This is a genomic window from Amycolatopsis anabasis (assembly GCF_009765355.1).
GTDB classification, from domain to species: Bacteria; Actinomycetota; Actinomycetes; order Mycobacteriales; family Pseudonocardiaceae; genus Amycolatopsis; species Amycolatopsis anabasis.
The window spans coordinates 177,256-203,768 of record NZ_VTHK01000004.1 but is presented as its reverse complement, the minus strand read 5'-3'; the positions used below and the strand labels follow the sequence as shown (position 1 = coordinate 203,768).

Sequence of the window (26,513 nt, the reverse complement as noted above, 5' to 3'; positions counted from 1 at the left end):
GTCGGGCACGGAGGTACAGGCGTGGACGCGGGGCGCTCCAGAGATGAGGGTTGGCTCGCCGACAACTCGTCCGGCGGGCAGTGGCCGGATCAGTCGGACAACGCGGTAGCGGGCGAGGACTGGACGACCTTCCGGGAGAGAGTGGACCGCGAGTGGCGGGCGCGGCGGGCGAACGGTTCCGCGGCCGCCGACGGCGTGGCCGACACCGGTCCGTGGCTGGCGCCGGAGCCGCTGGAAGGCACCGGACCCGCGGAGTACAGCGTCGAGGACTTCCGGGACCGCCTGCTCGGCGGGCCCGGTTCGGAGCTTTTCGGCGGCCCGCCGGACACCGGGCGCCGGCCGTCGCTGCCGCCCGACCACCCGTCCGGCGAGTTCGCCGCGTTCACCGGGCCCGGCAGCAGCAGCGGCAGCGGTTCGATCCCGCCGATCCCGGCCCTGCCGTCGCAGGCGGCCGAGGAGCCGGTGGAGAGTTCCGGTCTGGTGCGGCCGTATTTCCGGACCAAGGGCCGGACCCGGCCCACCTATGACCTGGCCATCGAGGCGCTGGTGTCCACCAGCGAACGCGGGCGGGTGCTCGACCGGGTGCGGGTGCCCGAACACCGGTCGATCTGCGGCCTGTGCCTGGACACGCGCTCGGTGGCCGAGGTGGCGGCCTACCTGCGGCTGCCGCTCGGGGTGGTCCGGGTGTTGATTGGTGACGTCGCCGGACTGGGTCTGGTCCTGGTGCACTCCGGAAGCTCCACCGTGGGCGACCGGCCGAGTATCGAGTTCATGGAGAGGGTGCTCAGTGGGCTTCGGAGAATTTGACTCCGACGCGAACACGCCGGCGGCCGCGGGGCCGACCTCATCGGCCAAGATCGTGGTCGCGGGCGGGTTCGGATCGGGCAAGACCACGCTGGTCGGGGCGGTCTCCGAGATCGATCCATTGACCACCGAGGCGTCGATGACCGAGGCGAGCGCGTCGGTCGACGACCTGTCCGCGACGCCGAACAAGACCACCACCACGGTGGCCATGGACTTCGGCCGGATCTCGCTCGACTCCGATCTGGTGCTCTACGTGTTCGGCACGCCGGGCCAGCACCGGTTCTGGTTCATGTGGGACGACCTGGCGCTGGGCGCGATCGGCGCGGTGGTCCTGGTCGACACCCGGCGGCTCGCGGACGCGTTCCCGTCCATCGACTTCTTCGAGAACCGCAAGCTGCCCTACATCGTCGCGATCAACTGCTTCGACCGGCTGCTGCACCACCAGATCGAGGACGTGCGCCACGCGCTCACGATCTCACCGTCCGTACCGATCATGGCGTGTGACGCGCGGGAGCGGGAGTCGGCCAAGCAGGTCCTGATTTCGGTCGTGCAGCACGCGATCGCGCGCGATTCGGCCATGCAGCCGGGCTGAGCCGCGGTCCCATTTCTGGGGATCCACCCAGGGTGGTGCGGCCGTTGGAGTGAACTCCGCAGGCTTCACCCGCTTTGGGGAGTCGTGGCAACTGGTGGTGACGCGCCGCTGCCATCGACGCCCGGCACGTCACAGGGCGTTTCCCGCGTTGTTACTCGCACGTAGGGTTTGACCTGCGAAGACTCGGCGAACACCGAGCGTGGCGGCCGACCGGGGTCGTGGACCATTGATGCGCAGTCCTGCATCGATTAACCGCGTAGTGCACTTGAACGCGCACCGAGGGTGGTGAAAGTCCCCCGGGAGCAGGGTCGACAGGGTCGACACGGTGAATACGCTGACGGCGGACGTCCGCGACGGCGGCTATTGTCGCGCGACCCCGGGGACAAGGAGGGACAGTGACAGCGTCGGCACCGCAGGCGGGCAGCTTCGGCTGGCTCATCACCGATTTCGTGCGCAGGGTCCCCGGTGCCGCACATGCGGTCGTGGTCTCCGCGGACGGATTGCTGCTCGCCGGGTCGGAAGGCCTGCCCAAGGACCGGGCCGACCAGCTGTCCGCGGTCGCCTCCGGGCTGGTCAGCCTCACCTTCGGCGCGGCGCGCTGCTTCGAGGCGGGCGCGGTCAACCAGACCGTGGTGGAGATGGAACGCGGTTACCTGTTCCTGATGTCGATCAGCGACGGATCGTGCCTGGCGGTGCTCGCCGCGCCGACCTGCGACATCGGCACCGTGGCCTACGAGATGACCCTGCTGGTCGACCGGGTCGGGCAGCAGCTCACGCCGGAGATGCGGTCGCAGCTGCAGGGCGGTGGCGTCCGTGGGTAGCCGGTGATGACGCCGCGGAGGGATTACGAGGACGACTCCTGGGAGACGCTGCACCGCGGCGCCGACCGGGACCTGGACTCCCCGGCCCGGTTCGACCTGCCGCGATCGCCCGCCCTGGTCGACGCGCGCGCCCCGTTGCCGGGCCGGTCCGCGATGCGGCCGTCCCCGGTGCCGCGGTCGATGGTCCGGCCCTACGCCCGCACCGGCGGCCGCACCCGCCCGGACTACGAACTCGCCATCGAGGCGCTGGTCTCCACCACCCAGCAGGGCCGCCTCTACCAGGGCGCGGTGTCGGTCGAGCACCGGATCATCTGCGACCTGTGCACCGAATCGAAATCGGTCGCGGAGATCGCCGCGCACCTCGGGCTGCCGCTCGGCGTGGTGAAGGTGATCGTGAGCGACATGGACAACGCGGGCCTGGTCCTCATCCACCAGCCGGGCCTGATGTTCGGTGACCGCTCTTCCCGCGAATTCATGGAACGAGTCCTCGCGGGCCTGCGCTCCCTCTGACCCCGCCCCGCCCCCGCTCCGCGCAGCCGAGCCGGGAGGAAGGGACCCCCCGCTCCGCGCAGCCGAGCCGGGAGGAAGGGACCTTCGCTACGGCTCAACCGGAGCGGGGGACCTTTACTACGGTTGAACGGGAGTAAAGGTCCCCCGCTATTTTTTGGTGACCGAGTGCTGGGGGTCGTGAGTGCTCCGGCCGGTTCTAACCGGTCCAAACCCTCACGACCCCCGGCAGGTCAGCCTTCTTCGACCAGGGCGGCCGAGGTGATGCGGTGCAGGGGGTACCGCTCGTTGTCGGTGCCCTCCAGCATCCCGCCGCCCACCCGGACCGGCGTGACGATCCGCTGGCTCGCCGTTCCCCGGGAGTCCACGAACCCGATCCACACCTCGCGCCGCTCCCGGGTCGCCCGGGCGAGCAGCGCCAGGGTCGCCGAGGTGTCCGCGCCGCCGCCACCCGGCAACCGCACCGCCTCGCCCCGCCGGGTCGCCGAAGCCCGGTCGCCCGCCCGCACGTGCGCGACCACCGCGGCGATCTGCTCGCCGTTGACGGCGGGTTCGGGCGCCACCCGGCGGGTCGCCTTCGGGCGCGCGGGCACCCGGCGGCCGCTCGGCCGGAGGTCGACGACCCGCCCGTCGGGGCCCTCCGCGGCGGGCGCGAACCCCGCGGCGCGCAACCCGTCCAGCACCTCGGCCAGCGGCAACGGGCTCACCAGCACGGTCGGCGCGATCTTGCGCAGCTCGTACTCCCCGGACACCGGGTTGCCGAGCACCTCCGCGAGCAGCACCTCGTCGTCGCAGCGCAGGAACGACCCGGCCGCGCCCCCGCGCAACCGCCCGTGCCGCCGCGCCACGTCGTCGATCAGGTAGGTCAGCGACTGCGGCACCGGCGTCGCCGACCGCGTCCGGAAGAGTTCGTGCAGTTCGTCCGCGGTCCGCCCGGAGTCCAGCGCGCGCCGCACCGACGTCTCGGTCACCCGGTACACCGTGGCGTGGCCCGCGGATTCGACGTCGGCGACCGCGGTGACCTCGGCGGCCAGTTCGGGTTCCAGCGGCCCCGGCGCGACCACCGTCAGATCGGCCTGCACGAGCACGTGGCCGATCGGCTTCGGCAGGGCCTCGACCACCGCGGTGAGCGCGCCGGGCCGGTCGTCGGCGAGCAGCGCCCGGGTCGCCGTGGTGACCGCGCCGAGCGCGATCACGCCGAGCGCGGCGGCCTCGGCCATGGTCCACCGCACGGTCTCGTCGCGTAGCCGCCCGCCCCGCCGCGGCGCCCGCCAGGCCAGCACCGTCACCAGTTCGTCGACCCCGGCCACCCCGGTGCCGTCCGGGAGTTCGGCGAGCGCGTCGAGCACCCGGCGGCGCGCGATCGGCGCGAGCGGCCGCCGCAGTTCCTCGGCCAGCGGCGCCATCGGCCGGTCCTTCGCGTCGCGGTGCCCGGCGAGCCCGGGCAGGCGGGGCAGTTCCAGCCACGCCTGCGCCACGGTGATCCAGCGCTGCCCGGGAGCCGAGGCGAGCCACGAATCGGTGAGCGTGGTCGGCACCCATTCCGGCGTGGTGGCCTGGCTGTCCGCGACCAGCCCGGCGCCGACCGCCAGCTCGGCGAGCAGGATCGCGCGGGCGTCGTCGACCTCGAGGTCCTTCGCCAGCTTGCGCAGTTCCCGCACGCCGAGCCCGCCGGATTTCAGCACCGGCGGCGGCTGGGCGGACCACGCGGTCAGCAGTGATTCCAGCTGCCGCAGGAACTCCATCGCCTCGCCCGCGGCGGCTTCGTCCACTGTGGACGTTTGGTGCGGGTTGGTCGGCAGTTCCGGTTCGGTCAGCGCCGATTCGGCGAAGATCCGCCCGCCGCGAACCGCGACGCCCACCTCCCGCGGCAGTTCGACGGTCTCGTCGTCGCGGCGCAGCAGCAGGCCGCGGGCGAGCAGCCGCTGCACCGGGGTGGTCGCCCGGGCCAGCGGCACGTCGACCGCGGCATCCCGGGTGCGCCCGATCGGCGGCCCGGCGGCGAGGGTATTCAGCAGCGCGCGCTCGGCTTCGCCCGTCTCACCGAGCCTCGCCTCGAGGTCCGTTCCGGCCAGCACCGGTGCGGAGGCGCCGAGCCCGGCCGGGAACGGGCCGGACACCTCGCGCGCCGCGGGCACCACGCGCACCGCGTCGTCGTCGCCCCAGGCGACCGCCCGGTCGCGGAGCAGGTCCAGCGGGGCGCGCACGTCCGCGCCGACGAGTTCGGCGACCGCGGTGACCGGCACGGCCTCGGTGTCGGCCCCGGCGAGCAGCAGGGCGTCCAGCACGGCCAGGGTGCGGGTGTCCAGGTCCTCGCAGGCCCGCGCGACCGAACCCGGCGTGCCCGCGCGGGTGGCGAGCACGCCGGTGTCGGCGGGCGGAGGCGTCGCCAGATCGCGCCTGGTCTGCAGCAGCGCGGCCAGCGCGTCGTCGGACGCGGCGCGCAGCCAGTCCGCAAGAGAGGTCGCGGGCATCACGGGAGAGGATACCGGCCTGGTCATCGGCGCCCGCCGCCGTTGAGGCAAACTGTCCTAGGACAGCCCCAGTAGTGCTCGGGAGGATGCGGTGGCCAAGGGCGACAACGGCAAGAAGAGCGGGCGGATCGACCCCACCTGGCCGAAGGTGCCGGAGGGGGAACACCCGGTCTCCGAGCTGGCGGCCGACCGGCAGGGCGCGTTGTCCCCGTTCGGCGACGTGACCTTCCCGCTGGACACCGTGCCGTACGTGCACCCGGAGACCGAGATCAACCGGTAGAAGTTACCGGTCAGTCACCCATCAGGTCCACAGTGGCCTCCGTCACGGGTCTAATGTTCGATCGGTAACCGATCCACATTTCCCAGCGGGGGTAGTGCCATGCCGGTTCCCGGTCCCGGGTATTCGATCACCGTCCGGGTCGAGGCCCCGGCGTCCGCCAGCGCCGCGGGTGATCTGACCACCGCGGTCGGCCGGGTGGGCGGCGTGCTCACCGCGTTCGACGTGGTCGAATCGCACGCCGACGCGATCGTGGTCGACATCAGCGCGAACGTGCTCTCCGCCGACCACGCGCAGGACATCACCGCGGAACTCGACGGCCTGCCCGGCGTGCGGGTCCGCAAGGTCTCCGACCGGACCTTCCTGATCCACCTCGGCGGCAAGATCGAGGTCGCGCCCAAGGTCGCGCTGCGCAACCGGGACGATCTGTCCCGCGCCTACACCCCGGGCGTCGCGCGGGTCTGCCAGGCCATCGCCGCGAACCCCGAGGACGCCCGCCGCCTGACCATCAAGCGCAACACCGTCGCCGTGGTCACCGACGGTTCGGCGGTGCTCGGGCTGGGCAACATCGGTCCCGCCGCCGCGCTTCCGGTGATGGAGGGCAAGGCGGCGCTGTTCAAGAAGTTCGCCGGCGTCGACGCGTGGCCGGTGTGCCTGGACACCCAGGACACCGAGGAGATCATCCGCACGGTCCGGGCCCTCGCCCCGGTGTATGCCGGGATTAATCTCGAAGACATCGCGGCCCCGCGCTGCTTCGAGATCGAGGCGCGGCTGCGCGAGGCGCTGGACATCCCGGTGTTCCACGACGACCAGCACGGCACCGCGATCGTGGTGGTCGCCGCGCTGCGCAACGCCCTGCGCGTGGTGAACAAGCCGATCGAGAAGTGCAAGATCGTGGTCAGCGGGGTCGGCGCCGCCGGGTCCGCGATCATCCGGCTGCTGCTGCACAAGAACCCGGCCGACATCGTGGCCGTGGACATCGACGGCATCGTGCACGCCGATCGCGGCAACCTCGACGACAACCTCACCTGGGTCGCCGAGCACACCAACAAGGACGGCCTGTCCGGCAGCCTGCACCAGGCGCTGGTCGGTGCGGACGTGTTCATCGGCGTGTCCGCGCCGAACCTGTTCGGCGCCGAGCAGGTGGCCACCATGGCCGACGACGCGGTGGTGTTCGCGCTGGCCAACCCGGATCCGGAGATCGACCCGCTGGAGGCGCAGAAGCACGCCGCCGTGGTCGCCACCGGGCGCAGCGACTACCCGAACCAGATCAACAACGTGCTCGCCTTCCCCGGTGTGTTCCGCGGCCTGCTCGACGCGCACGCGCACCACATCGACGACGAGATGCTGATCGCCGCCGCGAACGCGATCGCGGACGTGGTGGACGACGGCCGGCTGAACGCGTCGTTCATCGTGCCGAGCGTCTTCGACAACGCGGTGGCCCCGGCGGTCGCCGAGGCCGTCAAGGCCGCCACCCGGCGGGTGGAGGCCGCGGGGTAGCGGCCGAACTAGTCTTCCGGTCATGAGCGAACTGAGCCACCTCGACGACGCCGGCGCGGCCCGCATGGTGGACGTCTCCGGAAAGGCGGCCACTTCCCGCAGCGCGACCGCGAGCGCGCGGATGCACACCACCGCGGAGGTCGTCGAGCTGCTGTCCTCGAACGGCCTGCCCAAGGGCGACGCGCTGGCCACCGCGCGGATCGCCGGGGTGATGGCGGCGAAACGCACCTCCGAGCTCATCCCGCTGTGCCACCAGATCGCGCTGTCCAAGGTCGACGTCGACTTCGAACTGGGGGTCGCCAGCGTGCGCATCGAGGCGACCGCGCGCACCACGGACCGGACCGGAGTCGAGATGGAGGCGCTGACCGCGGTCGCGATCGCCGGGCTGACCCTGCACGACATGATCAAGGCCGTCGATCCGGGGGCGACCCTGGACAAGTTGCGGCTGGAACGCAAGGTCGGCGGCAAGAGCGGCATCTGGCGGCGGGAGGAGGGCCGGTGAAGGGCGTCGCGCGGGTCGTGGTGGCCTCCAACCGCGCGGCCGCGGGCGTCTACGCCGATCGCACCGGCCCGCTGATCGTGGCCTGGCTCGCCGAACGCGGCTACGAGGTGCCCGAACCGCTCGTCGTCCGGGACGGCGAACCGGTGGCCCAGGCGCTGCGGGCGTGCTTCGAGGACGAGGTGGACGTGGTGATCACCACCGGTGGCACCGGGATCTCGCCGACCGACCGCACGCCGCAGGTCACCGAATCGCTGCTGGACTACCAGCTGCCCGGGGTGGCGGACGCGATCCGTTCGGCCGGGTTGCCCGCGGTGCCGACCGCCGTGCTCTCGCGCGGGGTGGCCGGGGTCGCCGGGCGGACCCTGGTGATCAACCTGCCCGGTTCGCGGGGCGGGGTGCAGGACGGCCTCGGCGTGCTCGACGGCATCCTCGACCACGCGGTGGACCAGCTCCACGGCGGCGACCACCCGCGGCCCGCGCCCGCGCTGGACACCGCGGCCCCGGTCCCCGCGCCCGCGGTGACCCATGCCCGGGTCGCCCTGGCGCAGGTGACCGAGTCGCCGCTTTCGGTCGACGAGCACGCCGAACTCGTCGGCGACGCGGCGGCGGGCGCGGTGGTGACGTTCGGCGGCGTGGTGCGCGACCACGACCACGGCAAGGGCGTGCGTTCGCTCTACTACGAGGGCCATCCCACCGCGGCGGACGTGCTCGCGCGGGTGGTCGCCGAGGTCGCGGGCGGCCGCACCGGCGTGCGGGCGGTCGCGGTGAGCCATCGGCTCGGCGCGCTGGAGATCGGGGACGTGGCGCTGGCGGTCGCGGTGGCCGCCGACCACCGGGGCGAGGCCTTCGCGGCCTGCGCGGAACTGGTGGACGAGGTCAAGGCCCGCCTGCCGGTCTGGAAGCACCAGCACTTCACCGACGGCTCCGACGAATGGGTCAACTCCCCCTGAACGTCCCCCAATGTGGCTTTCGGGACGCTGGATGTACCCAATGCGGCATTCGGGTCACCGAGTGTCCCCAAAGCCGCATTGGGGGACACATGGGTAGCAGAAGGGGCGCTGAGAGCCGCTGAGAGGCGTTGAGGTGGGTTCGGAGCGGTTCGGCTCCATCGGAACGGCCTCGCGGCGCTCAGCGGGCGTCTCAGTGCGATTAATCGCGTCATACGCGGACGCGAAAGGGCCCCACCGCCCGGGGGATCGGCGGTGGGGCCCTTCTGCGTACAGCTGGATCAGCCGCACTCAGTGCCTTTCGAACAAGGTCACTTGGTGGCGATCTTCTGGCCGACCACGATGAAGTCGGCGTTCGGGATGTACTGGGAGTTCAGCTCCTGCAGCTTCTTGAAGCCACCCTGCACGTTGTGCTCCTGAGCGATCTTGCTCAGGGTGTCGCCCGCCTTGACGACGTAGTCGCCGGCCGGGTTCGACGAGGCCACGCCCGCCGGGGCGGCCGGAGCGGACTGCTGCTTCGGAGCCTCAACGGTCTTCTTCTTGGGGGTCTCGGCCTTCGCCTTGACCTTGCCCTGGGTGTTCTTGGCCTTGTAGGAGCCGCTCGCGCCGGCCTTCTTGCCACACACCGGCCACGCGCCGATGCCCTGGCCCGCCTTCACGCGCTCGGCCACGCGGATCTGCTCGTCGCGGGACGCGTTGTGGGCGCTGCCCTGGCCGCCGTAGGCCTTCCAGGTGCTCGGCGAGAACTGCAGGCCACCGGAGTAGCCGTTGCCGGTGTTGGTCGACCAGTTGCCGCCGCTCTCGCACTGCGCGATGGCGTCCCAGTTCGTGCCTTCCGCCTGCGCGGGGGTCGCGGCGATGGCCAGGGGGGCGCCGACCGCCAGGCCCGCGACAGCGACGCGGGCGATGTGGCGGGAAGCAGCGGACATCTTGCGGTGCTTGCCTCGGTACGACATGCGAATTGATCTCTACTCCCGCGCCTACGGGCCATGCTGAGGGCAGACCGGGTGGTCTGGCCGACCGTGGTTCGCACGTCCGGCTGGCTCGGCTTCACGCACACGGCGTGGGCCGGGTCTCCCTCCGTCCCTGTCCGGAAGTTTTCTTTCGCTCGGGGTATCGGGTCCGGGATTCCGCCGGACAGGGCTCGGCGCTACGGAATCCCGGTCTTGCTGTGGTCGGTCGGGGCCAACCGAAAAGCGACGGTACGTAACGGCGGGCGTGATCGGAAATTATTCGGTACGTGACCTGCGTCACAGTAACATGACGCAACCTATGGCGATTAGGCCATTTCCCCTGCTCAACGGGCCGTTATCTGCCCGTTTTCTAGTCGAGATAATTCACTAATCGTGAGGTCTGGGTCACGTGATCACCCTACGACTGCTCCGTTGGTGAACGTAGTGCAAGTGGCCTAGCGACCCCGCAGGAACGCCGCCAGACCGGCCAGATCGTCGGTGTTGAGGTGATCGACGCCCGCTTCGGCGAGTGCGGACCAGACTGCGGAGCGTGCCGGGTTAGGTGTGTCGGGGGTCGCCCAGAAGCGGACTCGCTGTCCCGCGGCGTGCGCTTTCCGTACGATTTCTGCCAATCGAGCCCGTTCCACCTGCGGGAACGGGCCCACGCCGGTCCAGGTGAACAGCTTTGTCCAGTTGTCCGAGACGAGCGGGGTGACCCGTGCGTCCGAGCCCGGGCCCAGGTCGTTCGGGTCGGCGATCCGGCCGTCGTAGAAAGCGAAACGGTGCCGCTGGGCGACCAGAACTTCCTTTGGCCGATTTCCGGAGAGCACCGCGGTGACCGCACGCGGAGTGACGTTCCCGTCCGAATAAGTGGCGAACAATAACGAGAATCGGGGGTTTGAAAGCCGCTTTTCCAACGCGGCGTAAGTGCTCACCGCTTCGCTTTTGATGTCGATGAGCAGCTGGAATGGCGCCGGCTTGCGGTAAACGCGTCCGTGGTTCGCGAGCACCCGCGCCCGCAGCGGTTCCAGGTAGAGCCGCTCCAGCGTGCGGTCCGGCCGCAGATCCGCCGGATCGTGGCCGACCAGCAGCTGGTCGCCGACCAGGTGGATGTCCGCCTCGACGCTGGTGAACCCCTGGTCCAGCGCGTCGAGCAGCGGGCGGGGGTGCTCGTAGTCGTTGTGCGCGTGCGCCCGCGCGAGGGGCCGCACCACGCGGTGTTCGCTCGACGCGTAACCCGTCGGGGTGAGCAGGGTCAGGGCGGCCAGGACGCCCAGGACCAGGGCGAGCACGCGGCGGGGGAGCATGGCCGCCAGCCTGCGTCGCGCGTGCGGCCGCTCGGTGAACGCCCCGTCGCGGTCAGGTCACGACCAAAAGAATCTCAACCGCCCGCGAACGGCGGCAGGACATCGAGTTCGGCGCCGTCGGGCACGCCGATGCCGGGATCCCGCACGGCGACCCCGTCGAGCAGGAAGCTGGCGGCGTCGAGCACCCGCTCCAAATCGCCGGGGTGCAGCCTCCGCAGTTCGGTCACCGCCTCGCCCACCGACGATCCGGCCGGGATCTTCAGCACCTCGCTGTCCACCCCGGTCGCGGCCCGAGCGGACGCGAAATACCGCACCAGCACCGTCGTCGCGTGCCGGTCGCCCTGCTCGGACAGTGCCCTGGTAGATGCCGTGCCCACCGGCTCAGCCCCCGATCGCGCTCATCGGCCGGATCGGCTGGGCGAAACCGGCCTCGTTGATTTCGTGCCCGGCAAGCTTGCCCCACATGGTGGCGCGCCAGGCGTCCGCCACCTCTTCATCGCGCGCGCCCGCGCGTACGAGGGCGCGCAGGTCGGTTTCGTCGTTGCTGAACAGGCAGGAGCGGATCGCCCCGTCCGCGGTGAGCCGGGTGCGCTCGCACGCGGCGCAGAACGGCCTGGTCACCGACGCGATCACGCCCACCTCGGCGGGCCCGCCGTCCACCAGCCAGCGCTCGGCGGGTGCTCCGCCGCGCCGAGCGGGGCTCGGCGTGAGGTCGAACTCCGCCCGCAACAGGCCGAGGATCTCCTCGGCGGTGATCATGTCCGCGCGGTTCCAGCCGTGCTGGGCGTCCAGCGGCATCTGCTCGATGAACCGCAGGTGGTAGCCGTGGTCGAGGCAGTAGCGCAGCAGCGGCACCGCCTCCTGGTCGTTGGTCCCGCGCAGCAGGACCGCGTTGACCTTGACCGGGGCCAGGCCGGCGTCGCGCGCGGCGGCCAGTCCGGCCAGCACGTGGGACAGCCGGTCGCGCCGGGTGAGCCGCCGGAAGGTCTCGCGGTCGACCGTGTCCAGGGAGACGTTGATCCGGTCCAGCCCGGCCGAGGCCAGTGCCGCCGCGCGTTTGGCGAGCCCGATCCCGTTGGTGGTCATGGACAACCGCGGGCGCGGCCGCAGCGCGGCGATCTCGGCGACCAGGCCCTCCAGCCCGGGTCGCAGCAACGGTTCGCCGCCGGTGAGCCGGATGTCGGTGATGCCGAGCCGCTCCACGGCGATCCGCAGGAGCCGGAGCAGTTCCTCGTCGGTGAGCACCTGCTCGCTCGGCAGCCAGGGCAGGCCCTCGGCGGGCATGCAGTAGGTGCAGCGCAGGTTGCACTTGTCGGTGAGCGAGACGCGCAGGTCGGTGGCGACCCGGCCGAAGGTGTCGATCAGCGCGGGGTCGTCCGGTCTGCCGGGCGCGCTGAAACTGCCGCGTGTGCTGGGGACGCGGGGCAACCCGAGATCTACCGCCGTCATTGCGACCAGCCTAACTCTGCTTTGCCTCCGGAGCCGATCCACTGGAATATTTCAGTAGGAGAGTGGTTCGCCCGCCGAAGTTTCGTGGAGAGGAACTCCGAATGTCGCCCGCGCCCGCAGAGCCGTCCCCTTCGGCCGCCGAGCGGCGGAAGTACCCCGTGCCGCCGGACGTGCTGGAGCGGTTCGGCGAACTCGGCCGTGAGAACAGCACCCTGGCCGTGCTCCGGCACGCCCGGATCGCCGAGCAGATGGGACTTTCCGGCACCGACCACAAGGCCCTCGACCTGGTCAGCCGGGCCGAGGGACCGCTGACCGCGGGCCGGATCGCGCAGCTGACCGGCCTGTCCACCGGCGCGGTCACCGGGGTCATCGACCGGCTGGAGCGCGGGGGTTTCGTGCGGCGGGTGCGGGACCGGGAGGACCGGCGCAAGGTCCTCGTCGAGATCGTGCCGATGGACATGGAGCGCTACGCCCCGCTGTTCGAATCCGCGCTGGTCGCGGTCGAGGAGGTCCTGGAGGGCTTCTCGCCGGAGGAGCGGGACGCGATCGAGCGGTACGAGACCGAGATCATCGCCCGGATGCGCGCCGAGATCCTCGGCGACAATCACAACACGCCGTAGCAACGACGCATCTGCGGCGGTTAACCTGCCGTGCATGCCGCAATTTCGGTTATCCGAGGCCGCGCGCCTGCTCGGCGTCAGTGACGACACCGTCCGCCGCTGGGTGCGCGCGGGCCAGCTGGGCTGTGCCGAGGACGCGGCCGGTCGCAAGGTCGTCGACGGCGCCGAACTGGCCGCCTTCGCCCGCGCGCAGGCCGGGCAGCCCGACGATCCGTCCGGGGTGGGCAGATCGGCCCGCAACCGGTTCGTCGGCCTGGTCACCGAGGTGACCGCGGACAAGGTGATGGCCCAGGTCGAGTTGCAGTGCGGGCCGCATCGCGTGGTGTCGCTGATGAGCACCGAGGCGGTCCGCGAACTCGGCCTGCGCCCGGGCGTGCTCGCCGTCGCGGTGGTGAAGGCGACCACGGTGGTCGTGGAAACTCCGGGAGGAGATCGATGAAGAAGTTGACGATCGCGCTCGCCGCCGCGGCTTTGCTGGCCACGGCCTGCGGATCGAGTTCCTCCGGGGAGCAGTCGAAGACGCTGACCGTGTTCGCCGCCGCCTCGCTGACCGAATCGTTCGGCGCGCTGGAGAAGAAGTTCGAGGCCGAGCACCAGGGCGTGGACGTCAAGCTGAGCTTCGACGGCTCGTCCAAACTCGCGCAGCAGATCGACGAGGGCGCGAAGGCCGACGTGTTCGCCTCGGCCGACCAGAACAACATGGACAAGGCCGTGCAGGCGGGCCGGATCGACGGGCAGCCCAAGGTCTTCGCCACCAACCGGCTGACCATCGCGGTCGCGCCGGGAAATCCCAAGGGCATCAAGGGTTTCGCCGATCTCGCCCGGGGCGGGCCGACCGTGGTCACCTGCGCCCCGCAGGTGCCGTGCGGCGCGGCGACGAAGAAGGTGGAGCAGGCCACCGGCGTCACCCTGAAACCGGCCAGCGAGGAATCCGACGTCAAGGCGGTGCTGACCAAGGTGCGCGCGGGCGAGGCCGACGCCGGCCTGGTCTACGTCACCGATGCCGCGTCGGCGGCGGGGAAGGTGGACCGGGTCGACTTCCCGGAGGCGGCGGGCGCGGTCAACACCTACCCGATCGCCGTGGTCAAGGACGCCCCGCAGGCGGAGCTGGCGCGGCAGTTCACCGACCTCGTCCTCGGCGAGGCCGGTCGGCGAGAACTCGGCAAGGCCGGATTTGGCACGCCTTGACACCGGGGTCGTGAGTGGTAGGGGCGGTTCCAACCGGCCTGAACCCTCACGACCGGCAGCCACCCCGGCGCTCGTGCACTCTGTCGGCGAAACGCTGGCCGCGTGGCCCGAAGGTGCGCGCACTTTCGGGCGAGGCCGTGCGAAGCCGACAAAGTCATCCCCGCGTCCTGATGGGCGTGCTCGTTGAGGAAGGAAAACAGGCGTCGTGAGCGGTTAGCCCGGTTAGAACCGGCCGTACCACTCACGACAGGCGTGCCGTGGGTGCTCTGGGTACCGGCCGGGGTGGCGCTGGCGCTGGTGGTGCTGCCGGTGGCCGGGTTGCTGGTGCGCACCGACCTCACCCGGCTGCCCGAGCTGCTCGTCGCGCCCGCCTCGCTGCACGCGCTCGAGCTGTCCCTGCTCACCGCCGCCCTGTCCACGGTGGCGTGCGTCCTGCTCGGCGTCCCGCTGGCCGTGGTGCTGGCGCGGTCGCGGGTGCGCGGCATCCGGGTGCTGCGGGCGGTGGTGCTCCTGCCACTCGTGCTGCCCCCGGTGGTCGGCGGCCTCGCGCTGCTGTACCTGCTGGGGCGCAACGGCTTCCTCGGTTACCTCGCGGACGTGACGCTCGGCGTGCGGATCCCGTTCACCACCACGGCCGTGGTGATCGCGCAGACGTTCGTCGCCATGCCGTTCCTGGTGGTGAGCCTGGAGGGGGCGCTGCGCGGCGCCGGGGACCGCTACGAACGGGTGGCGGCCACGCTCGGCGCCCGCCCGTGGACGGTGTTCCGCCGGGTCACGCTGCCGCTGCTGCTGCCCGCGCTGGGCTCCGGCGTGGTGCTGAGCTTCGCGCGGGCGCTCGGCGAGTTCGGCGCGACCATCACCTTCGCCGGCAGCCTGGAGGGCGTCACCCGGACCCTCCCGCTCGAGGTGTACACCCAGGCCGAGTCCGATGTGGACAGTGCGGTGGCGCTCGCGCTGCTGCTGATCGCGGTGGCGATCGGGGTCATCGCGCTCGCCCGGCCCCGCGCGCTGGAGGGGATCCGCTCGTGACCCTGCACGCCGAACTCGAGCTGACCCGGGGCTCGTTCGAACTGTCCGTGACGCTCGACGTCCCCGCGGGCGGGGTGCTCGCCGTCCTCGGCCCGAACGGTTCGGGCAAGTCCACCGCGCTGGGCTGCCTCGCCGGGCTGGTCAACCCGGACCGCGCCGCGATAACACTGAACGGCCGCGAACTGCACCGGCTTCCGGCGCACGAGCGCCGGGTCGGCCTGCTCGCGCAGGACCCGCTGCTCTTCCCGCACCTGACCGCGCTGGACAACGTCGCCTTCGCGCCGCGTTCGCGCGGGGCGAGCCGGTCGGCGGCCCGCGCGGCCGCCGGGCGCTGGCTGTCCGAAGTGGACGCGGCCGCGTTCGCCGGGCGGAAACCGGCCCGGCTCTCCGGCGGCCAGGCCCAGCGGGTCGCGGTGGCCCGCGCGCTGGCCGGGGAACCGGACCTGCTGCTGCTCGACGAGCCCCTGGCCGCGCTCGACGTCGACGCCGCCCCGGCGCTGCGCGCCCTGCTGCGCCGGGTGCTGCGCGGCGGCCGCCGCGCGACCGTGCTGGTCACCCACGATCCGCTGGACGCGCTGGCCCTGGCCGACCACGTGCTGGTCCTGTCGGCCGGGCGGATCGTCGAGTCCGGCCCGACCCGGGACGTGCTGGCCGCGCCGCGGACCCCGTTCACCGCGCGGATCGCCGGGCTGAACCTGGTCACCGGGACCGTGGTCGAGTCCGGCCTGCGCACCGCGGACGGCAGCCTGGTCGCGGGCCTGCTCGCCCCGGACGCCGCCGAGGGCGAACCCGGCGTCGCGGTGTTCGCGCCCAGCGCGGTCGCCGTGTACCCGGCCGAGGACGGGCAGCCGGGCAGCCCGCGCAACACGGTCGACGCGGTGGTCGGCACGCTCGAACCACACGGATCGGTGATCCGCGTGCGGATGGCCGGGGCGGGCTGGGCGGCGGGCCTGGCCGCCGATCTCACCCCGGCGGCGGCCGCGGAACTGGGCCTCGAACCGGACGCGCCGGTCAGGTTGTCGGTCAAGGCCACGACGGTCACGGTTCATCCGGCCTTCTCCGCATAGGGTGATCGGTATGACCGAGCCCAAGTGGACCTACCTGACGGATATGGACGGGGTGCTGGTGCACGAGGAGCACCTGGTGCCCGGCGCCGCCGACTTCCTCGCCGCACTCCGCGCCCACGACATCCGGTCCCTGGTGCTGACCAACATCTCGATCTCCACCCCGCGCGACCTGCGGGCCCGGCTCGGCCGCACCGGGCTGGACGTGCCCGAGGACGCGATCTGGACCTCCGCGCTGGCCACCGCGAAGTTCCTGGCGAACCAGCGCCCGGGCGGTTCGGCGTTCGTGATCGGCGAGGCCGGGCTGACCACCGCGCTGCACGAGGTCGGGTACGTGCTCACCGACGTCGACCCGGACTACGTCGTGCTCGGCGAGACCCGCACCTACAGCTTCACCGCGATCACCCGCGCCATCCGGCTGATCGAGGCGGGCGCGAAGTTCATCGCCACCAACCCGGACGCCACCGGCCCCAGCCTGGAGGGCCTGCTGCCCGCCACCGGATCGATCGCCGCGCTGATCGAGCGGGCCACCGGGCGGCAGCCCTACTACGTGGGCAAGCCGAACCCGCTGATGATGCGGTCCGCCCTGCGTTCGCTCGGCGCGCACTCCGAATCGACGCTGATGATCGGCGACCGGATGGACACCGACGTGCATTCCGGGATCGAGGCCGGGTTGCAGACCATCCTGGTGCTGACCGGCATCTCGACCCGGGAGACCGCCGAGCGCTACCCGTACCGCCCGACCCTGGTGATCGACTCGATCGCTGACCTGATCGGGCGTACCCGTGATCCGTTCGGCGACGGCCACCGGGAGGGGACCCGGCAGGAGGGCTTATCGTCGAAGGGTGAGTGAGGACCAACCGCCGGATGTCAAGGCCTATGTCGTCGGCGATGTGCACGGGCATCGGGACGAACTGGCCGACGCCCTGCGGGCGCAGGGGCTGCTCGACGACTCCGACGACTGGGCGGGCGGCGACGCGCACCTGTGGTTCCTCGGCGATTTCGTGGACCGGGGCCCGGACGGCGTCGGGGCGATCGACCTGGCGATGCGGCTGCAGGAGCAGGCCGGGGAAGCGGGCGGTTTCGCCGGAACGCTGCTGGGCAACCACGAGATCCTGCTGCTCGGGATGTACCACTTCGGCGACACCGAGGTGCCGTCCGATTTCGGCCCGCGCAGTTTCGCGCGCAGCTGGGAGATCAACGGCGGGCTGCTCGCGGACCAGGACCGCCTGACCGACGAGCACATCGAATGGCTGAGCACGCGGCCGCTCATGGGGCACGCCGCCGACCACCTGCTGATGCATTCGGACACGCTGGAGTACCTGGACTGGGGCTCGACGATCGAGGAGATCAACGAGACGGCCGCGGAGATCCTCGCGGGCGACGACCTCGCCGACTGGTGGGACATCTGGCGGCGGATGACCACCCGGTACGCGTTCCGCGGCCCGGACGGGCCGGAGGTGGCGCAGCGGCTGCTCGAGCAGTTCGGCGGCGAGCGGATCGTGCACGGGCACAGCGTGATCGCCGATCAGCTCGGCATCCACCCCAGCCAGATCGAGGGACCTTATCTCTACGCGGGCGGCAAGGTGCTCGGCGTGGACGGCGGCCTGTTCGTCGGCGGCCCGTGCCTGGTCGTGCCGTTGCCGTGGGAGCCCGAGGACTAGGGCGTCGGCACGATCTCGCGGCCCAGCGGGAGCAGCGACACCGGGATCATCTTGAAGTTGGCGATGCCCAGCGGGATGCCGATGATCGTGACGCACAGCGCGATCCCGGTGATCACGTGCCCGATGGCCAGCCAGATCCCCGCGAAGATCACCCAGATGATATTGCCCAGCAGCGAGGGGGCGCCCGCGTCGCGGCGGTCGATCACCGTGCGGCCGAACGGCCAGAGGGCGTAGTTCGCGATGCGGAACGAGGCGAGCCCGAACGGGATGGTGATGATCAGGATGCAGCAGATGACCCCGGCCAGCAGGTAGCCGATCGCCATCCAGAAACCGCACAGCACCAGCCAGATGATGTTCAGGAGCAGCCGCATACCGCCATTGTGCCGCATCGGCTGCGCCACCCGGGCCAACCGGCCGACCCCTCCATGTGCGGGTGGCTGGGGGTCCGGCCGCTTTTTACACTCGGTCGACGGTCATTGACGACCGGTCAGAGCGAGGAGGCATCATGCCGGAAACCCCTGTGCTGCCGAGCTACTCGTCGGGCATCTCCGAGGTGCCGCTGCTGGGGGACACGATCGGCGACAACTTCGATCGCACGGTCGCCGCGTTCGGCGACCGGGATGCCCTGGTCGACCGCACTACCGATCGCCGCTGGACCTACGCCGAACTCGCCGCCGAGGTGAACGCGCTCGCGCTCGGGCTGCTCGACCTCGGGATCGAAAAGGGCGACCGGGTCGGCATCTGGGCGCCGAACTGTGCCGAGTGGACACTCATCCAGTACGCGACCGCGAAGATCGGCGCGATCCTGGTCAACATCAACCCGGCCTACCGGTCGCACGAGCTGGAATACGTGCTCGGCCAGGCCGGGATCCGGCTGCTGGTGGCCGCGGAGAAGTTCAAGACCTCCGACTACGCGGGGATGATCAGCGAGGTCCGGCCGAAGTGCGCGGCCCTCGAGCACGTCGTGCTGCTCGGCGGCGAGCACTGGAACTCCTTGCTGGACAAGGGAAAGCAGGCCGACCCGACGCGGCTGGCTCGCGTCCAGGCGGGATTGAGCGCCGACGATCCGATCAACATCCAGTACACCTCGGGGACGACCGGATTCCCGAAGGGCGCGACCCTTTCTCACCACAACATTCTCAACAACGGGTTCTTCGTCGGGGAGCTGTGCGGGTACACCGAAGCCGACCGGGTCTGCATCCCGGTGCCCTTCTACCACTGCTTCGGCATGGTGATGGGCAACCTCGCGTGCACCAGCCACGGGGCGTGCATGGTCATCCCGGCGCCGTCCTTCGAACCGAAGGCCACCCTGGCCGCCGTGCAGGCCGAATCCTGCACCTCGCTGTACGGCGTGCCGACGATGTTCATCGCCGAACTGTCCGATCCGGACTTCGACACGTTCGACCTGTCCAGCCTGCGCACCGGGATCATGGCCGGTTCGCCGTGCCCGGTCGAGGTGATGAAGCAGGTCATCGAGCGGATGGGCATGGCGGAGGTGTCCATCTGCTACGGCATGACCGAGACCTCGCCGGTGTCCACCCAGACCCGGCGGGACGATTCGATCGAACGCCGGGTGTCCACGGTCGGCCGGGTCGGGCCGCATCTGGAGGTCAAGGTCGTCGATCCGGAGACCGGCCTGACCGCGCCGCGCGGCGAACCCGGTGAACTGTGCACGCGCGGGTATTCGGTGATGCTGGGGTACTGGGAAGGAGCTGACAAGACCGGCGAGGCCTGCTCGTCAGGGCCGAGCTACAGCACTGCGGCCATCGACGCGGCGCGGTGGATGCACACCGGCGACCTGGCGGTCATGGACGCCGACGGCTACCTCAACATCACCGGCCGGATCAAGGACATGGTCATCCGCGGCGGCGAGAACCTGTACCCGCGGGAGATCGAGGAGTTCCTCTACACCCATCCGGACATCCTCGACGCCCAGGTGATCGGGGTGCCGGACGCGAAGTACGGCGAGGAACTGATGGCGTGGATCCGGATGCGGGAGGGCGCCGAACCGCTCACCGCGGCGAGCCTGCGCGAGTTCTGCGACGGCAAGCTGGCGCACTACAAGGTCCCGCGGTACGTGCACATCGTCGACGAGTTCCCGATGACGGTCACCGGCAAGGTGCGCAAGGTCGAAATGCGCGAACGCGCCGTGGACCTCCTCGGCCTGGGCGACCTCGCCAAGACCCGGCACGCCTGACTCCCTGGCCTTTCATGAGGGGTCCCCTCCAGACAAATTTTGTCTGGAGGGGACCCCTCATGGCACCCGGCCGGGTCACGATCCGCGCTGGGAGTTGAGGTAGGCCAGCACGGCGAGGACGCGGCGGTGACCGCTTTCCGAGGCGGGCAGGTCCAGTTTGGTGAAGATGCTGCCGATGTGCTTCTGCACCGAGGTTTCCGCGATGAACAGCCGTTCGCAGATCGCCAGGTTCCCGTGGCCCTGCGCCATCAGCGACAGCACCTCGCGTTCGCGCGGGGTCAGCGCGTCGATCGGATCGTCGGTGCGCCGGGTCAGCAGCTGCGCCACCACCTCGGGATCCATCACCGTGCCGCCCGCCGCGACCCGCTTGATCGCGTCCACGAACTCCGCCACCTGCCCGACCCGGTCCTTGAGCAGGTAGCCGACCCCGCCGTTCGCGTCGGCGAGCAGTTCGCTCGCATACGTCGTCTCGACGTACTGCGACAGCACGAGCACCCGCAGGCCGGGCACCGCCCGCCGGGCCGCGATCGCCGCGCGGATGCCCTCGTCGCGGAAGGTCGGCGGCATCCGGACGTCGACGATCGTGATGTCCGGCCGGTGTTCGGTGACCGCCTCGACGAACTTGTCGCCGTCGGCCACGGTCGCGGCCACCTCGAACCCGGCGCGGGAGAGCAGCAGCGTCAGCCCTTCCGACAGCAGCACGCTGTCCTCCGCGATCACCGCGCGCATGGCAGCTCCACCAGGATCGAGGTCGGGCCGCCCGGCGGGCTGAGCACCGTGGTGGTGCCGTCCAGCGCGGCCACCCGGCGGCGGATCCCGTTGACACCGCTGCCGCGGGTTTCGTCGATCCCGCCCTTGCCGTTGTCGGTGACCTCGACGTCGAGCCGGTCCCCGGTGAGCCGCACCTTCACCACGGCGAAGTTCGCCTCGGCGTGCTTGGCCACGTTGGTCAGCGCCTCGGACACCACGAAGTAGGCGGCCGCTTCGACCGCGGCGGGCAGCGGGCCGACCTCCTCGAGGTCCGCGTGCGCGGGCACGCCCGAATCGGCGACCAGCGAGCGCAGCGCGCCGATCAGGCCCCGATCGGACAGGATCGGCGGGTAGATCGTGCGCACGATCGTCCGCAGCTCGCCCATCGCGGCTTCGGTGCCCTCGCTGGCCTCCTTGAGCAGCGCGGCGGCGGTCTCCGGTTCGTCGCGCAGGGTCTGCCGGGCGATGCCCAGCCGCAGCGCGATCGAGACCAGCTTCGCCTGGGTGCCGTCGTGCAGGTCGCGTTCGATGCGGCGCAGCTCGGCGCCGTGCGAATCGATCGCCCCGGCCCGGGTCTCGGTGAGTTCGTCGACGCGCTCCTCGAGCTGCTCGGTGCCGGACCGGTCCAGGACCGCGCGGTTGACCCACGCCCAGCCGTGGGCGAGCGGCGGGACCAGCCACCAGATCATCGCCGAGCTGAGCAGCAGGGCGGGCAGCCCGGTGCCGAACGCGGTCTTCCAGTCGGTGATCGGGATGTCCGGGACCAGCGACATCCCGTAGTTGTCCGGCACCCACCAGAAGAACATGCCGATCACCGAGGCGAACGGGAACATGACCAGCACCAGCGTGAACAGCCCGAGCGGGAGGCCGAGCACCACCTGCACCGGCAGCCACAGGAGATCGCGGTAGGTGGTCGGATCGGTCAGCTGCGTGCGCCACCAGCCGAAGACGCCGCCGCGCAGCGGGCGGAAGCGCAACGGGACGGGTGCGCGCAGGACGCTGCCCGCCCAGAGGCGGTTCAGGTCGGTCCACCCGCGCAGCACGAGCAGGCCCAGGGGCACCAGCAGCAGCCCGGCCCCGCCGATCACGATCGCCAGCGCGGCGACGATCAGCACGAACGGCGCCAGCAACGCCGCCATGCTGGACGGCAGCGCCGCCAGCAGATACGGGACACCCCGCAACACCCGAGTTCTCTGGCTGACCACCCCGGGCCCCCTTTCGTTCTTGCCGCTCCCCATCTGACCAGGTCCAGCGACCGAGCACAGTGGAGCTGGCTGCAGTTTTCCGCCCGCAGCCCACTACGCGGTGATCGTGTGCGCGCTAAAGTTCCCGGCGTCGGCACGGGACGGGGGCAAGATGGGGACTTCGCGCAGGCTGAGCGGGATCGCGCTGGTGGGCGCCTTGCTGATGGCGTTGCTCGCGACGCCGGTCGCCGCGGCGGCCGGGAATGCCGAGGGCAAGGTCACCGATCCGGTGCCGCTGCTGGAGTACCGGACCGCCGGGCAGGCGGGGTGGTTCTGGACCCTGTCCCAGGCCGAGGGAGCGTCGGCGCAGCACCAGTACGGCATGACCCCGCAGGCGAGCCGGCTCGGGTTCCTGCGGCGGCAGGCGTTCGACGGCAGCCAGCCCGTGTACCGGCTGCGGGCCGCGGCGACGTCGGCGTACCTCCTCACGGCTTCGGCGGAGGAGCGGCGGCGCCTGCTCGAGTCCCAGGACTTCGTCGAAGGGGGCGTGGTCGGCTACGCCGCCGCGACCCGGCTGCCGGGCACCGACGTGCTGTACCGGATGTCCAACGGCGCCGAGTGGCGGGTGGTCCCGGCGGCTCGCCAGGCCGAGTTCGCCGGTCGCGGGTACCGCACCGACGGTCCGCTCGGGTTCGTCTGGCCCGCCTTCCACCGCACCGGCGCCGTCTACTTCGGGACCTTCGACGAGCACGGCAACCAGGCGATGATGGCGAACACCGAACGCGTCTACGGCCGGGCCAAGGACTGGTGGGGCGGGCTGCGGGACTTCGCGGGTTCGGGGGTGCCGCGCAACGCGTGGCACTGGCCGGGCGAGGACTTCACCGACCGCGAACCGGCGATCGGGTACTACGACGACGCCCAGCCGGAAACCCTGCGCAAGCAGATCGTCCAGGCGGCGAGCGCCGGGCTGCGGTACTTCAGCTTCTACTGGTACTGGAACCCGGCCGACGGCGGCGCGGAGAACTACATCGACGGGCTCAAGGCGTTCCTGCGGGCGAGCAACCGCGCGGACCTCGACTTCAACGTGCTGCCGTGCATCCACCCCTGGAAGGACGGGAACGTCTCGCTGGCCGTGCCCGCCGAACAGATCACCAAGGCCGCGAACGTCCTCGTCGACACCTACCTCACCCAGCCGAACTACCTGCGCGCCAACGACGGCCGCCCGATCGTCGGCGTCTGCGACGCGCGGGGCATCGGCGACGGCACCCCGGACCGGATCGACCCGGTCGCCACCAAGCGGTTCACCGACGCGATGCGCGCGCGTGCCCGGGAAAAACTCGGCGAAGAAGTGCTCATCACGTTGAACGGTGTGCCGCCCGCGGGGACCGGGTTCGACGGCAGCGGCTGCCTCGGCCAGTTCGACGAGTCCCGGTCGTACCAGCGGTACGCCGACCGGCAGCGCGAGTTCTTCACCCACTACCCGGGGGTCCTGGTGCGCTGCGCGAGTTCCGATTTCGACGAGCGGCCGCGGATCGGGATCGCCATCGGCGACCCCGGCCCGGACCCGGACGCGCTGCGGCGCGCCTTCCGCTGGTACGACGACGCCGACCTGCCGAAGTACGAGCAGCTCCTGGCGAACGTGCGAGCCGACATCGCCGCCTCGGACCGTCCGTCCACAGTGGACAACTTCGTGTCCCTGTACGCCTGGAACGAGTGGCACGAGGGCGGTTACGTGGAGCCGAACAAGCGCGACGGCTGCGCCTACCTGGACGCCACCCGCCGGGCGCTCGGCCTCACCACCGGCCCCGGCTGCGTCCCCAACCCCACCTGACCGACCCCCCAGGATCCAGTGCCCTTCCGTGTGCACGGGGACCTGTCGTGGCGTGGAAGTGCCGCAGCGATGCGGCCCGAAAGTGCGCGCGCTTTCGACGCGACCGAGCGAGGCGACCCACCCGAATTCTCACCCCGCGACGGGCGCCCCTCCGGGGGCAGCGATGACTAACCGGTCCAAATACTCACGACCCCCAGCACCCGGCCCCGTGGCCCGACTGGGCAAGCCGACCCCTCGGTGCCGCGGCTCAGGAGGAGGATGCGGCGGCGAAGGCTTTGGCGTCCTCCTCGCCGAAGGTCTCCTCGAGCCGCTCGGGCGAGTAGTCCAGGTCGATCTGCTCGACCGCGGCGCCGCGGGCCGATTCGATCGCGCCGAGCCGCCGCTGCGCGCGGTCCGCGGCGTAGGCGATGAGTTCCTCCGGATCGTTCTCGAACGGACGCGGCTCCTCGAACTGGTCCTGCACCCACTGGATCATGCCCAGCGCGATCGGCAGCAACTCGCCCATCCGCTCGTGCACCACGTTCCACAGCGAGTCGTCGGCCGCGACGTGGCGGCGGCAGGTGAACGTCCCCCACGCCATGTGCCGCCGCTCGTCGTCGCCGATCCGGCGGACCAGCTCCTGCATACCCGGCAGGATGTCGCGCGAGGTGCAGATCTTCTGCCACGCGAAGTACCCGGTCAGCGCGAGGCTGCCCTCGATCACGTGGTTGTAGGTCACGCTCGCGCGGATCTGGTTGCGGGGACTGGGATCGGTCTCCAGGACCCCGAGCGACTCCGGCAGCTCCTCGTAGAAGAGCTTGCGGTAGTGCGGGTTCTCCCCGACGTACGGGTGCAGGTCTTCGGTCAGCCCGACCGCGTCCATCCAGCGCCGGAAGACCTCGGTGTGCTTGGCTTCATCCGAGCAAATACTTCCGGGGGTGTATCATCGCAGCTAGGAGGCGTAACGATGAGGGTACTAGCTGGCATCCGGCAGTCGAAGAAGAAGGAGTTGAGCGAGTCCCCCACCACCCAGCGCAAGGACATCTCCGAGTGGACCGACCGGGTCAAGCACACGATCATCGGCGAGGCAGCCGACATCGGGGTCAGCGCGTCGATCAGTCCCTTCAAGAGGAAGAGTCTGGGGCCGTGGCTCACCGAGCCCGAGTTGCTGGCCCAGTGGGACATCCTGGCCGTGTGGAAGGTGGACCGCGTTGTACGGAGCCTGAAGCACTTCTATGGCGAGCTAGTCCCGGAACTGGAGAAGCTGGGCAAGAACGTCGTTGCGGTAACCGAGGGCATCGACACCCTGACGTCATCGCCAATAGAGATCGCCATGCGGGTGTCGATGGCCCAGGAGGAGCTGAAGAAGCTCCAGGATCGCGCCAGCGGATCTCGCAAGACATTGCGACACCTAGCACGCTGGCCGGGCGGCATCCCCCACTTCGGCCACTACGCAGTGAAGACCGTCGATGGGTACAAGCTTGCCATCGACCAGGAGGCGTACGAGGCACTGCACACGGTCCGGGACCTCCTGAAGCTCGGCGAGAACATGAACTACTGCCTGCGATGGCTCACACAGGAGGAGATCCTGACGGCCTGGGATCGGCACGAGGTCCGCATGGGCCGAAAGCCCAAGGGGCGGATCTGGCGATGGCGGACGCTCGAAACGATGCTCCAGTCTCGCCACCTACTTGGACAGCTCATGTACGAGGGCGAGGTCATCCGTGGGGACGACGGCAAGCCGCTACAGTTCGGCGAGCCCATCTTCACCCGTGAGGAGTGGGATGAACTCCAGACCCTCGTCCGCAAGCCGAAGCGGCAGTACGTGAAGAGGCAGGGAAGCTCGATGCTGAGGGATGTCGCGTTCTGCAACTCGTGCGGACGGAAGATGTACTACAAGCCGGAGACCAAAAAGGACGTCCGACATTACTACTGCTCCACCCCGACGAACCTGCCGGAACGGCGTGACTGTTTCGCGGCTCGCTACCCGGCGGACTTCCTGGAAGAGTTCGTGGAGGAGCACTTCTTGGACGAGTACGGGGACGTCGAGATCGTGGAGGTGTCCGCCGTTCGGGTCGTCGACCACACTTCCCGGCTGAACGAGATCAACGAGTCGCTCGATCAACTGGAGACCGACCGATACGTCAAGGGCCGGTTCAAGGGTGAAGCGGGGGAACAGCGGTTCGATCGCCTATACGCGCAGCTCGAAGCCGAGCGAGACGAACTGCTCGCCCAGCAGAGCCAAACGCCTGGCCTGGAGTACACGCACACGGGGAAGACGTACCGGCAACTCTGGAACGAAAGCGCGCCCGAGCAGCGAGGTGACATCCTCCGAAAATACGGGGTCACAGTGATGGTCCAGTGGCAGAAGACGGACTGGGACATCCCGCTGTCACTGTCGAACCACCTCCGGCTGGACTTCCCGCTGGTTGACAAAGGAGCACCGTAGCCATGAGTCGGAAGCGGGATTACAGCGTCACTGACTGGCAGTGGTATGACGCCTGTGAGATCTGCGATGCACAGCCCGGAGAAGCCTGCGTAGATCTTCGACAGCGGCTAACCGCCACAATACGTGGACGTACCCGTCTTAGCCGTCCACACAAGGAACGGCGGAAGCTTGAAAGGCGACTGGTGCCGTTTCTCTCAGAAGGAGCGCGGGAATACATTCCGGAGATTCTTGATTACCTTGCTGCCTATCGGGACGCGTCGTACGCTGAACACGATTCGTACGCGGGTCGCGCGAATACCCAGAGCAGGGACGCAATCAATATGGTGTCGCATCTGCTGAGCCGGGCAGCAAACGCGGTTCCTACGACGCGAGCTGAGGCGTCGTGGCCCGATCGTGAGGCGGCGGAAAGGTAACTAACCCTGAAA

General features: G+C 70.4%; 27 protein-coding genes and 1 pseudogene. 19 read left to right on the top strand and 9 right to left on the bottom strand.

The genetic code is table 11. The features are described 5' to 3' along the window. The first annotated feature begins 21 nt into the window (after positions 1-21). The 4 genes from FXO23_RS07140 to FXO23_RS07125 all read left to right on the top strand — a co-directional run bounded on the left by FXO23_RS07140 (position 22) and on the right by FXO23_RS07125 (position 2,727). The gene (locus tag FXO23_RS07140) at positions 22-807 is read left to right on the top strand and encodes a DUF742 domain-containing protein (protein ID WP_158882062.1); all 786 of its coding nucleotides are present in this window, start codon (positions 22-24) and stop codon (positions 805-807) included. Next, positions 788-1,396 carry a GTP-binding protein gene (locus FXO23_RS07135; protein ID WP_158882060.1) on the top strand — a complete coding sequence of 203 codons (609 nt, stop codon included), beginning with the start codon at positions 788-790 and terminating at the stop codon, positions 1,394-1,396. Before FXO23_RS07140 ends, FXO23_RS07135 begins: the two co-directional genes overlap by 20 nt. Before the next feature lie 395 nt (positions 1,397-1,791). Continuing rightward, complete coding sequence (locus tag FXO23_RS07130; RefSeq protein ID WP_158882058.1) at positions 1,792-2,217, top strand: roadblock/LC7 domain-containing protein; 426 nt, start codon at positions 1,792-1,794, stop codon at positions 2,215-2,217. 6 nt (positions 2,218-2,223) lie between these two features. Next, on the top strand, positions 2,224-2,727 hold the full coding sequence (locus FXO23_RS07125) for a DUF742 domain-containing protein (RefSeq protein ID WP_158882056.1): 504 nt from the start codon (positions 2,224-2,226) through the stop codon (positions 2,725-2,727). A gap of 230 nt (positions 2,728-2,957) precedes the next feature. Here the strand turns inward: FXO23_RS07125 and FXO23_RS07120 are convergent, their stop codons facing one another. Further along, complete coding sequence (locus FXO23_RS07120) at positions 2,958-5,198, bottom strand: helicase-associated domain-containing protein (protein ID WP_158882054.1); 2,241 nt, start codon at positions 5,196-5,198, stop codon at positions 2,958-2,960. A gap of 91 nt (positions 5,199-5,289) precedes the next feature. On the opposite strand from FXO23_RS07120, the gene FXO23_RS07115 reads away from it, so the two are divergent. The 4 genes from FXO23_RS07115 (at position 5,290) to FXO23_RS07100 (ending at position 8,427) form a co-directional block, all read left to right on the top strand. Then, entirely contained in the window at positions 5,290-5,478 is a 189-nt protein-coding gene (locus FXO23_RS07115) for a hypothetical protein (protein WP_158882052.1), read from the top strand. A 99-nt stretch (positions 5,479-5,577) separates the two neighbouring features. Beyond that, positions 5,578-6,975 carry an NAD-dependent malic enzyme gene (locus FXO23_RS07110; RefSeq protein WP_158882050.1) on the top strand — a complete coding sequence of 466 codons (1,398 nt, stop codon included), beginning with the start codon at positions 5,578-5,580 and terminating at the stop codon, positions 6,973-6,975. Positions 6,976-6,997: 22 nt separating this feature from the next. Next, positions 6,998-7,477 (top strand): cyclic pyranopterin monophosphate synthase MoaC, encoded by a 480-nt coding sequence (gene moaC / locus FXO23_RS07105; protein ID WP_158882047.1) that lies wholly within the window; start codon positions 6,998-7,000, stop codon positions 7,475-7,477. Then, positions 7,474-8,427, top strand: a complete 954-nt coding sequence (locus tag FXO23_RS07100) for a molybdenum cofactor biosynthesis protein MoaE (RefSeq protein ID WP_158882045.1) — start codon at positions 7,474-7,476, stop codon at positions 8,425-8,427. The genes moaC and FXO23_RS07100 overlap by 4 nt, the downstream gene beginning before the upstream one ends. Before the next feature lie 308 nt (positions 8,428-8,735). On the opposite strand, the gene FXO23_RS07095 is transcribed toward FXO23_RS07100, so the two are convergent. The 4 genes from FXO23_RS07095 to moaA all read right to left on the bottom strand — a co-directional run bounded on the left by FXO23_RS07095 (position 8,736) and on the right by moaA (position 12,133). Further along, positions 8,736-9,380, bottom strand: a complete 645-nt coding sequence (locus tag FXO23_RS07095; RefSeq protein WP_158882043.1) for a transglycosylase family protein — start codon at positions 9,378-9,380, stop codon at positions 8,736-8,738. 452 nt (positions 9,381-9,832) lie between these two features. Then, complete coding sequence (locus FXO23_RS07090) at positions 9,833-10,684, bottom strand: phosphatidylinositol-specific phospholipase C/glycerophosphodiester phosphodiesterase family protein (protein ID WP_158882041.1); 852 nt, start codon at positions 10,682-10,684, stop codon at positions 9,833-9,835. Positions 10,685-10,758: 74 nt separating this feature from the next. Beyond that, positions 10,759-11,061 carry a MoaD/ThiS family protein gene (locus FXO23_RS07085; protein ID WP_158882039.1) on the bottom strand — a complete coding sequence of 101 codons (303 nt, stop codon included), beginning with the start codon at positions 11,059-11,061 and terminating at the stop codon, positions 10,759-10,761. 4 nt (positions 11,062-11,065) lie between these two features. Then, positions 11,066-12,133: a GTP 3',8-cyclase MoaA gene (moaA, locus tag FXO23_RS07080; protein WP_158882037.1), complete on the bottom strand. Its 1,068-nt coding sequence runs from the start codon at positions 12,131-12,133 to the stop codon at positions 11,066-11,068. A gap of 101 nt (positions 12,134-12,234) precedes the next feature. On the opposite strand from moaA, the gene FXO23_RS07075 reads away from it, so the two are divergent. The 7 genes from FXO23_RS07075 to FXO23_RS07045 all read left to right on the top strand — a co-directional run bounded on the left by FXO23_RS07075 (position 12,235) and on the right by FXO23_RS07045 (position 17,698). After that, positions 12,235-12,753: a MarR family winged helix-turn-helix transcriptional regulator gene (locus tag FXO23_RS07075; protein WP_158882035.1), complete on the top strand. Its 519-nt coding sequence runs from the start codon at positions 12,235-12,237 to the stop codon at positions 12,751-12,753. Positions 12,754-12,787: 34 nt separating this feature from the next. Further along, a complete protein-coding gene (locus FXO23_RS07070) occupies positions 12,788-13,192 on the top strand; it encodes a TOBE domain-containing protein (RefSeq protein WP_158882033.1) in 405 nt (134 codons plus the stop codon). Next, positions 13,189-13,941 (top strand): molybdate ABC transporter substrate-binding protein, encoded by a 753-nt coding sequence (gene modA / locus FXO23_RS07065; protein WP_158882031.1) that lies wholly within the window; start codon positions 13,189-13,191, stop codon positions 13,939-13,941. Before FXO23_RS07070 ends, modA begins: the two co-directional genes overlap by 4 nt. Positions 13,942-14,193: 252 nt before the next feature. After that, the gene (locus FXO23_RS07060) at positions 14,194-14,970 is read left to right on the top strand and encodes an ABC transporter permease (protein ID WP_158882029.1); all 777 of its coding nucleotides are present in this window, start codon (positions 14,194-14,196) and stop codon (positions 14,968-14,970) included. Then, on the top strand, positions 14,967-16,037 hold the full coding sequence (locus FXO23_RS07055; protein WP_158882027.1) for a sulfate/molybdate ABC transporter ATP-binding protein: 1,071 nt from the start codon (positions 14,967-14,969) through the stop codon (positions 16,035-16,037). Before FXO23_RS07060 ends, FXO23_RS07055 begins: the two co-directional genes overlap by 4 nt. Before the next feature lie 10 nt (positions 16,038-16,047). Next, positions 16,048-16,887, top strand: coding sequence for an HAD-IIA family hydrolase (locus tag FXO23_RS07050; protein WP_158882025.1), 840 nt, complete (start codon positions 16,048-16,050; stop codon positions 16,885-16,887). Beyond that, complete coding sequence (locus FXO23_RS07045) at positions 16,880-17,698, top strand: metallophosphoesterase (RefSeq protein WP_158882023.1); 819 nt, start codon at positions 16,880-16,882, stop codon at positions 17,696-17,698. Before FXO23_RS07050 ends, FXO23_RS07045 begins: the two co-directional genes overlap by 8 nt. Here FXO23_RS07045 and FXO23_RS07040 read toward each other — a convergent pair. Continuing rightward, positions 17,695-18,069 carry a YccF domain-containing protein gene (locus tag FXO23_RS07040; protein ID WP_158882021.1) on the bottom strand — a complete coding sequence of 125 codons (375 nt, stop codon included), beginning with the start codon at positions 18,067-18,069 and terminating at the stop codon, positions 17,695-17,697. The genes FXO23_RS07045 and FXO23_RS07040 overlap by 4 nt on opposite strands. 134 nt (positions 18,070-18,203) lie before the next feature. On the opposite strand from FXO23_RS07040, the gene FXO23_RS07035 reads away from it, so the two are divergent. Further along, entirely contained in the window at positions 18,204-19,895 is a 1,692-nt protein-coding gene (locus FXO23_RS07035; protein WP_158882018.1) for an AMP-binding protein, read from the top strand. A 75-nt stretch (positions 19,896-19,970) separates the two neighbouring features. Here the strand turns inward: FXO23_RS07035 and FXO23_RS07030 are convergent, their stop codons facing one another. Continuing rightward, on the bottom strand, positions 19,971-20,624 hold the full coding sequence (locus tag FXO23_RS07030) for a response regulator (protein ID WP_158882016.1): 654 nt from the start codon (positions 20,622-20,624) through the stop codon (positions 19,971-19,973). Beyond that, on the bottom strand, positions 20,612-21,850 hold the full coding sequence (locus tag FXO23_RS07025) for a sensor histidine kinase (RefSeq protein ID WP_218951916.1): 1,239 nt from the start codon (positions 21,848-21,850) through the stop codon (positions 20,612-20,614). Before FXO23_RS07025 ends, FXO23_RS07030 begins: the two co-directional genes overlap by 13 nt. A gap of 151 nt (positions 21,851-22,001) precedes the next feature. Between FXO23_RS07025 and FXO23_RS07020 the strand changes: the two genes are divergently transcribed. Continuing rightward, complete coding sequence (locus FXO23_RS07020) at positions 22,002-23,660, top strand: glycoside hydrolase family 99-like domain-containing protein (protein ID WP_158882012.1); 1,659 nt, start codon at positions 22,002-22,004, stop codon at positions 23,658-23,660. Positions 23,661-23,907: 247 nt separating this feature from the next. On the opposite strand, the pseudogene FXO23_RS07015 reads toward FXO23_RS07020, so the two are convergent. Continuing rightward, a pseudogene (locus FXO23_RS07015) lies at positions 23,908-24,564 on the bottom strand (R2-like ligand-binding oxidase); the annotation flags it as partial. Positions 24,565-24,606: 42 nt separating this feature from the next. On the opposite strand from FXO23_RS07015, the gene FXO23_RS07010 reads away from it, so the two are divergent. Together FXO23_RS07010 and FXO23_RS52665 are read left to right on the top strand one after the other, a co-directional pair. Further along, positions 24,607-26,088, top strand: coding sequence for a recombinase family protein (locus FXO23_RS07010; protein WP_158882010.1), 1,482 nt, complete (start codon positions 24,607-24,609; stop codon positions 26,086-26,088). Between the two features lie 2 nt (positions 26,089-26,090). Further along, positions 26,091-26,501 (top strand): zinc finger domain-containing protein, encoded by a 411-nt coding sequence (locus FXO23_RS52665; protein WP_425484845.1) that lies wholly within the window; start codon positions 26,091-26,093, stop codon positions 26,499-26,501. Positions 26,502-26,513 lie beyond the last annotated feature (12 nt).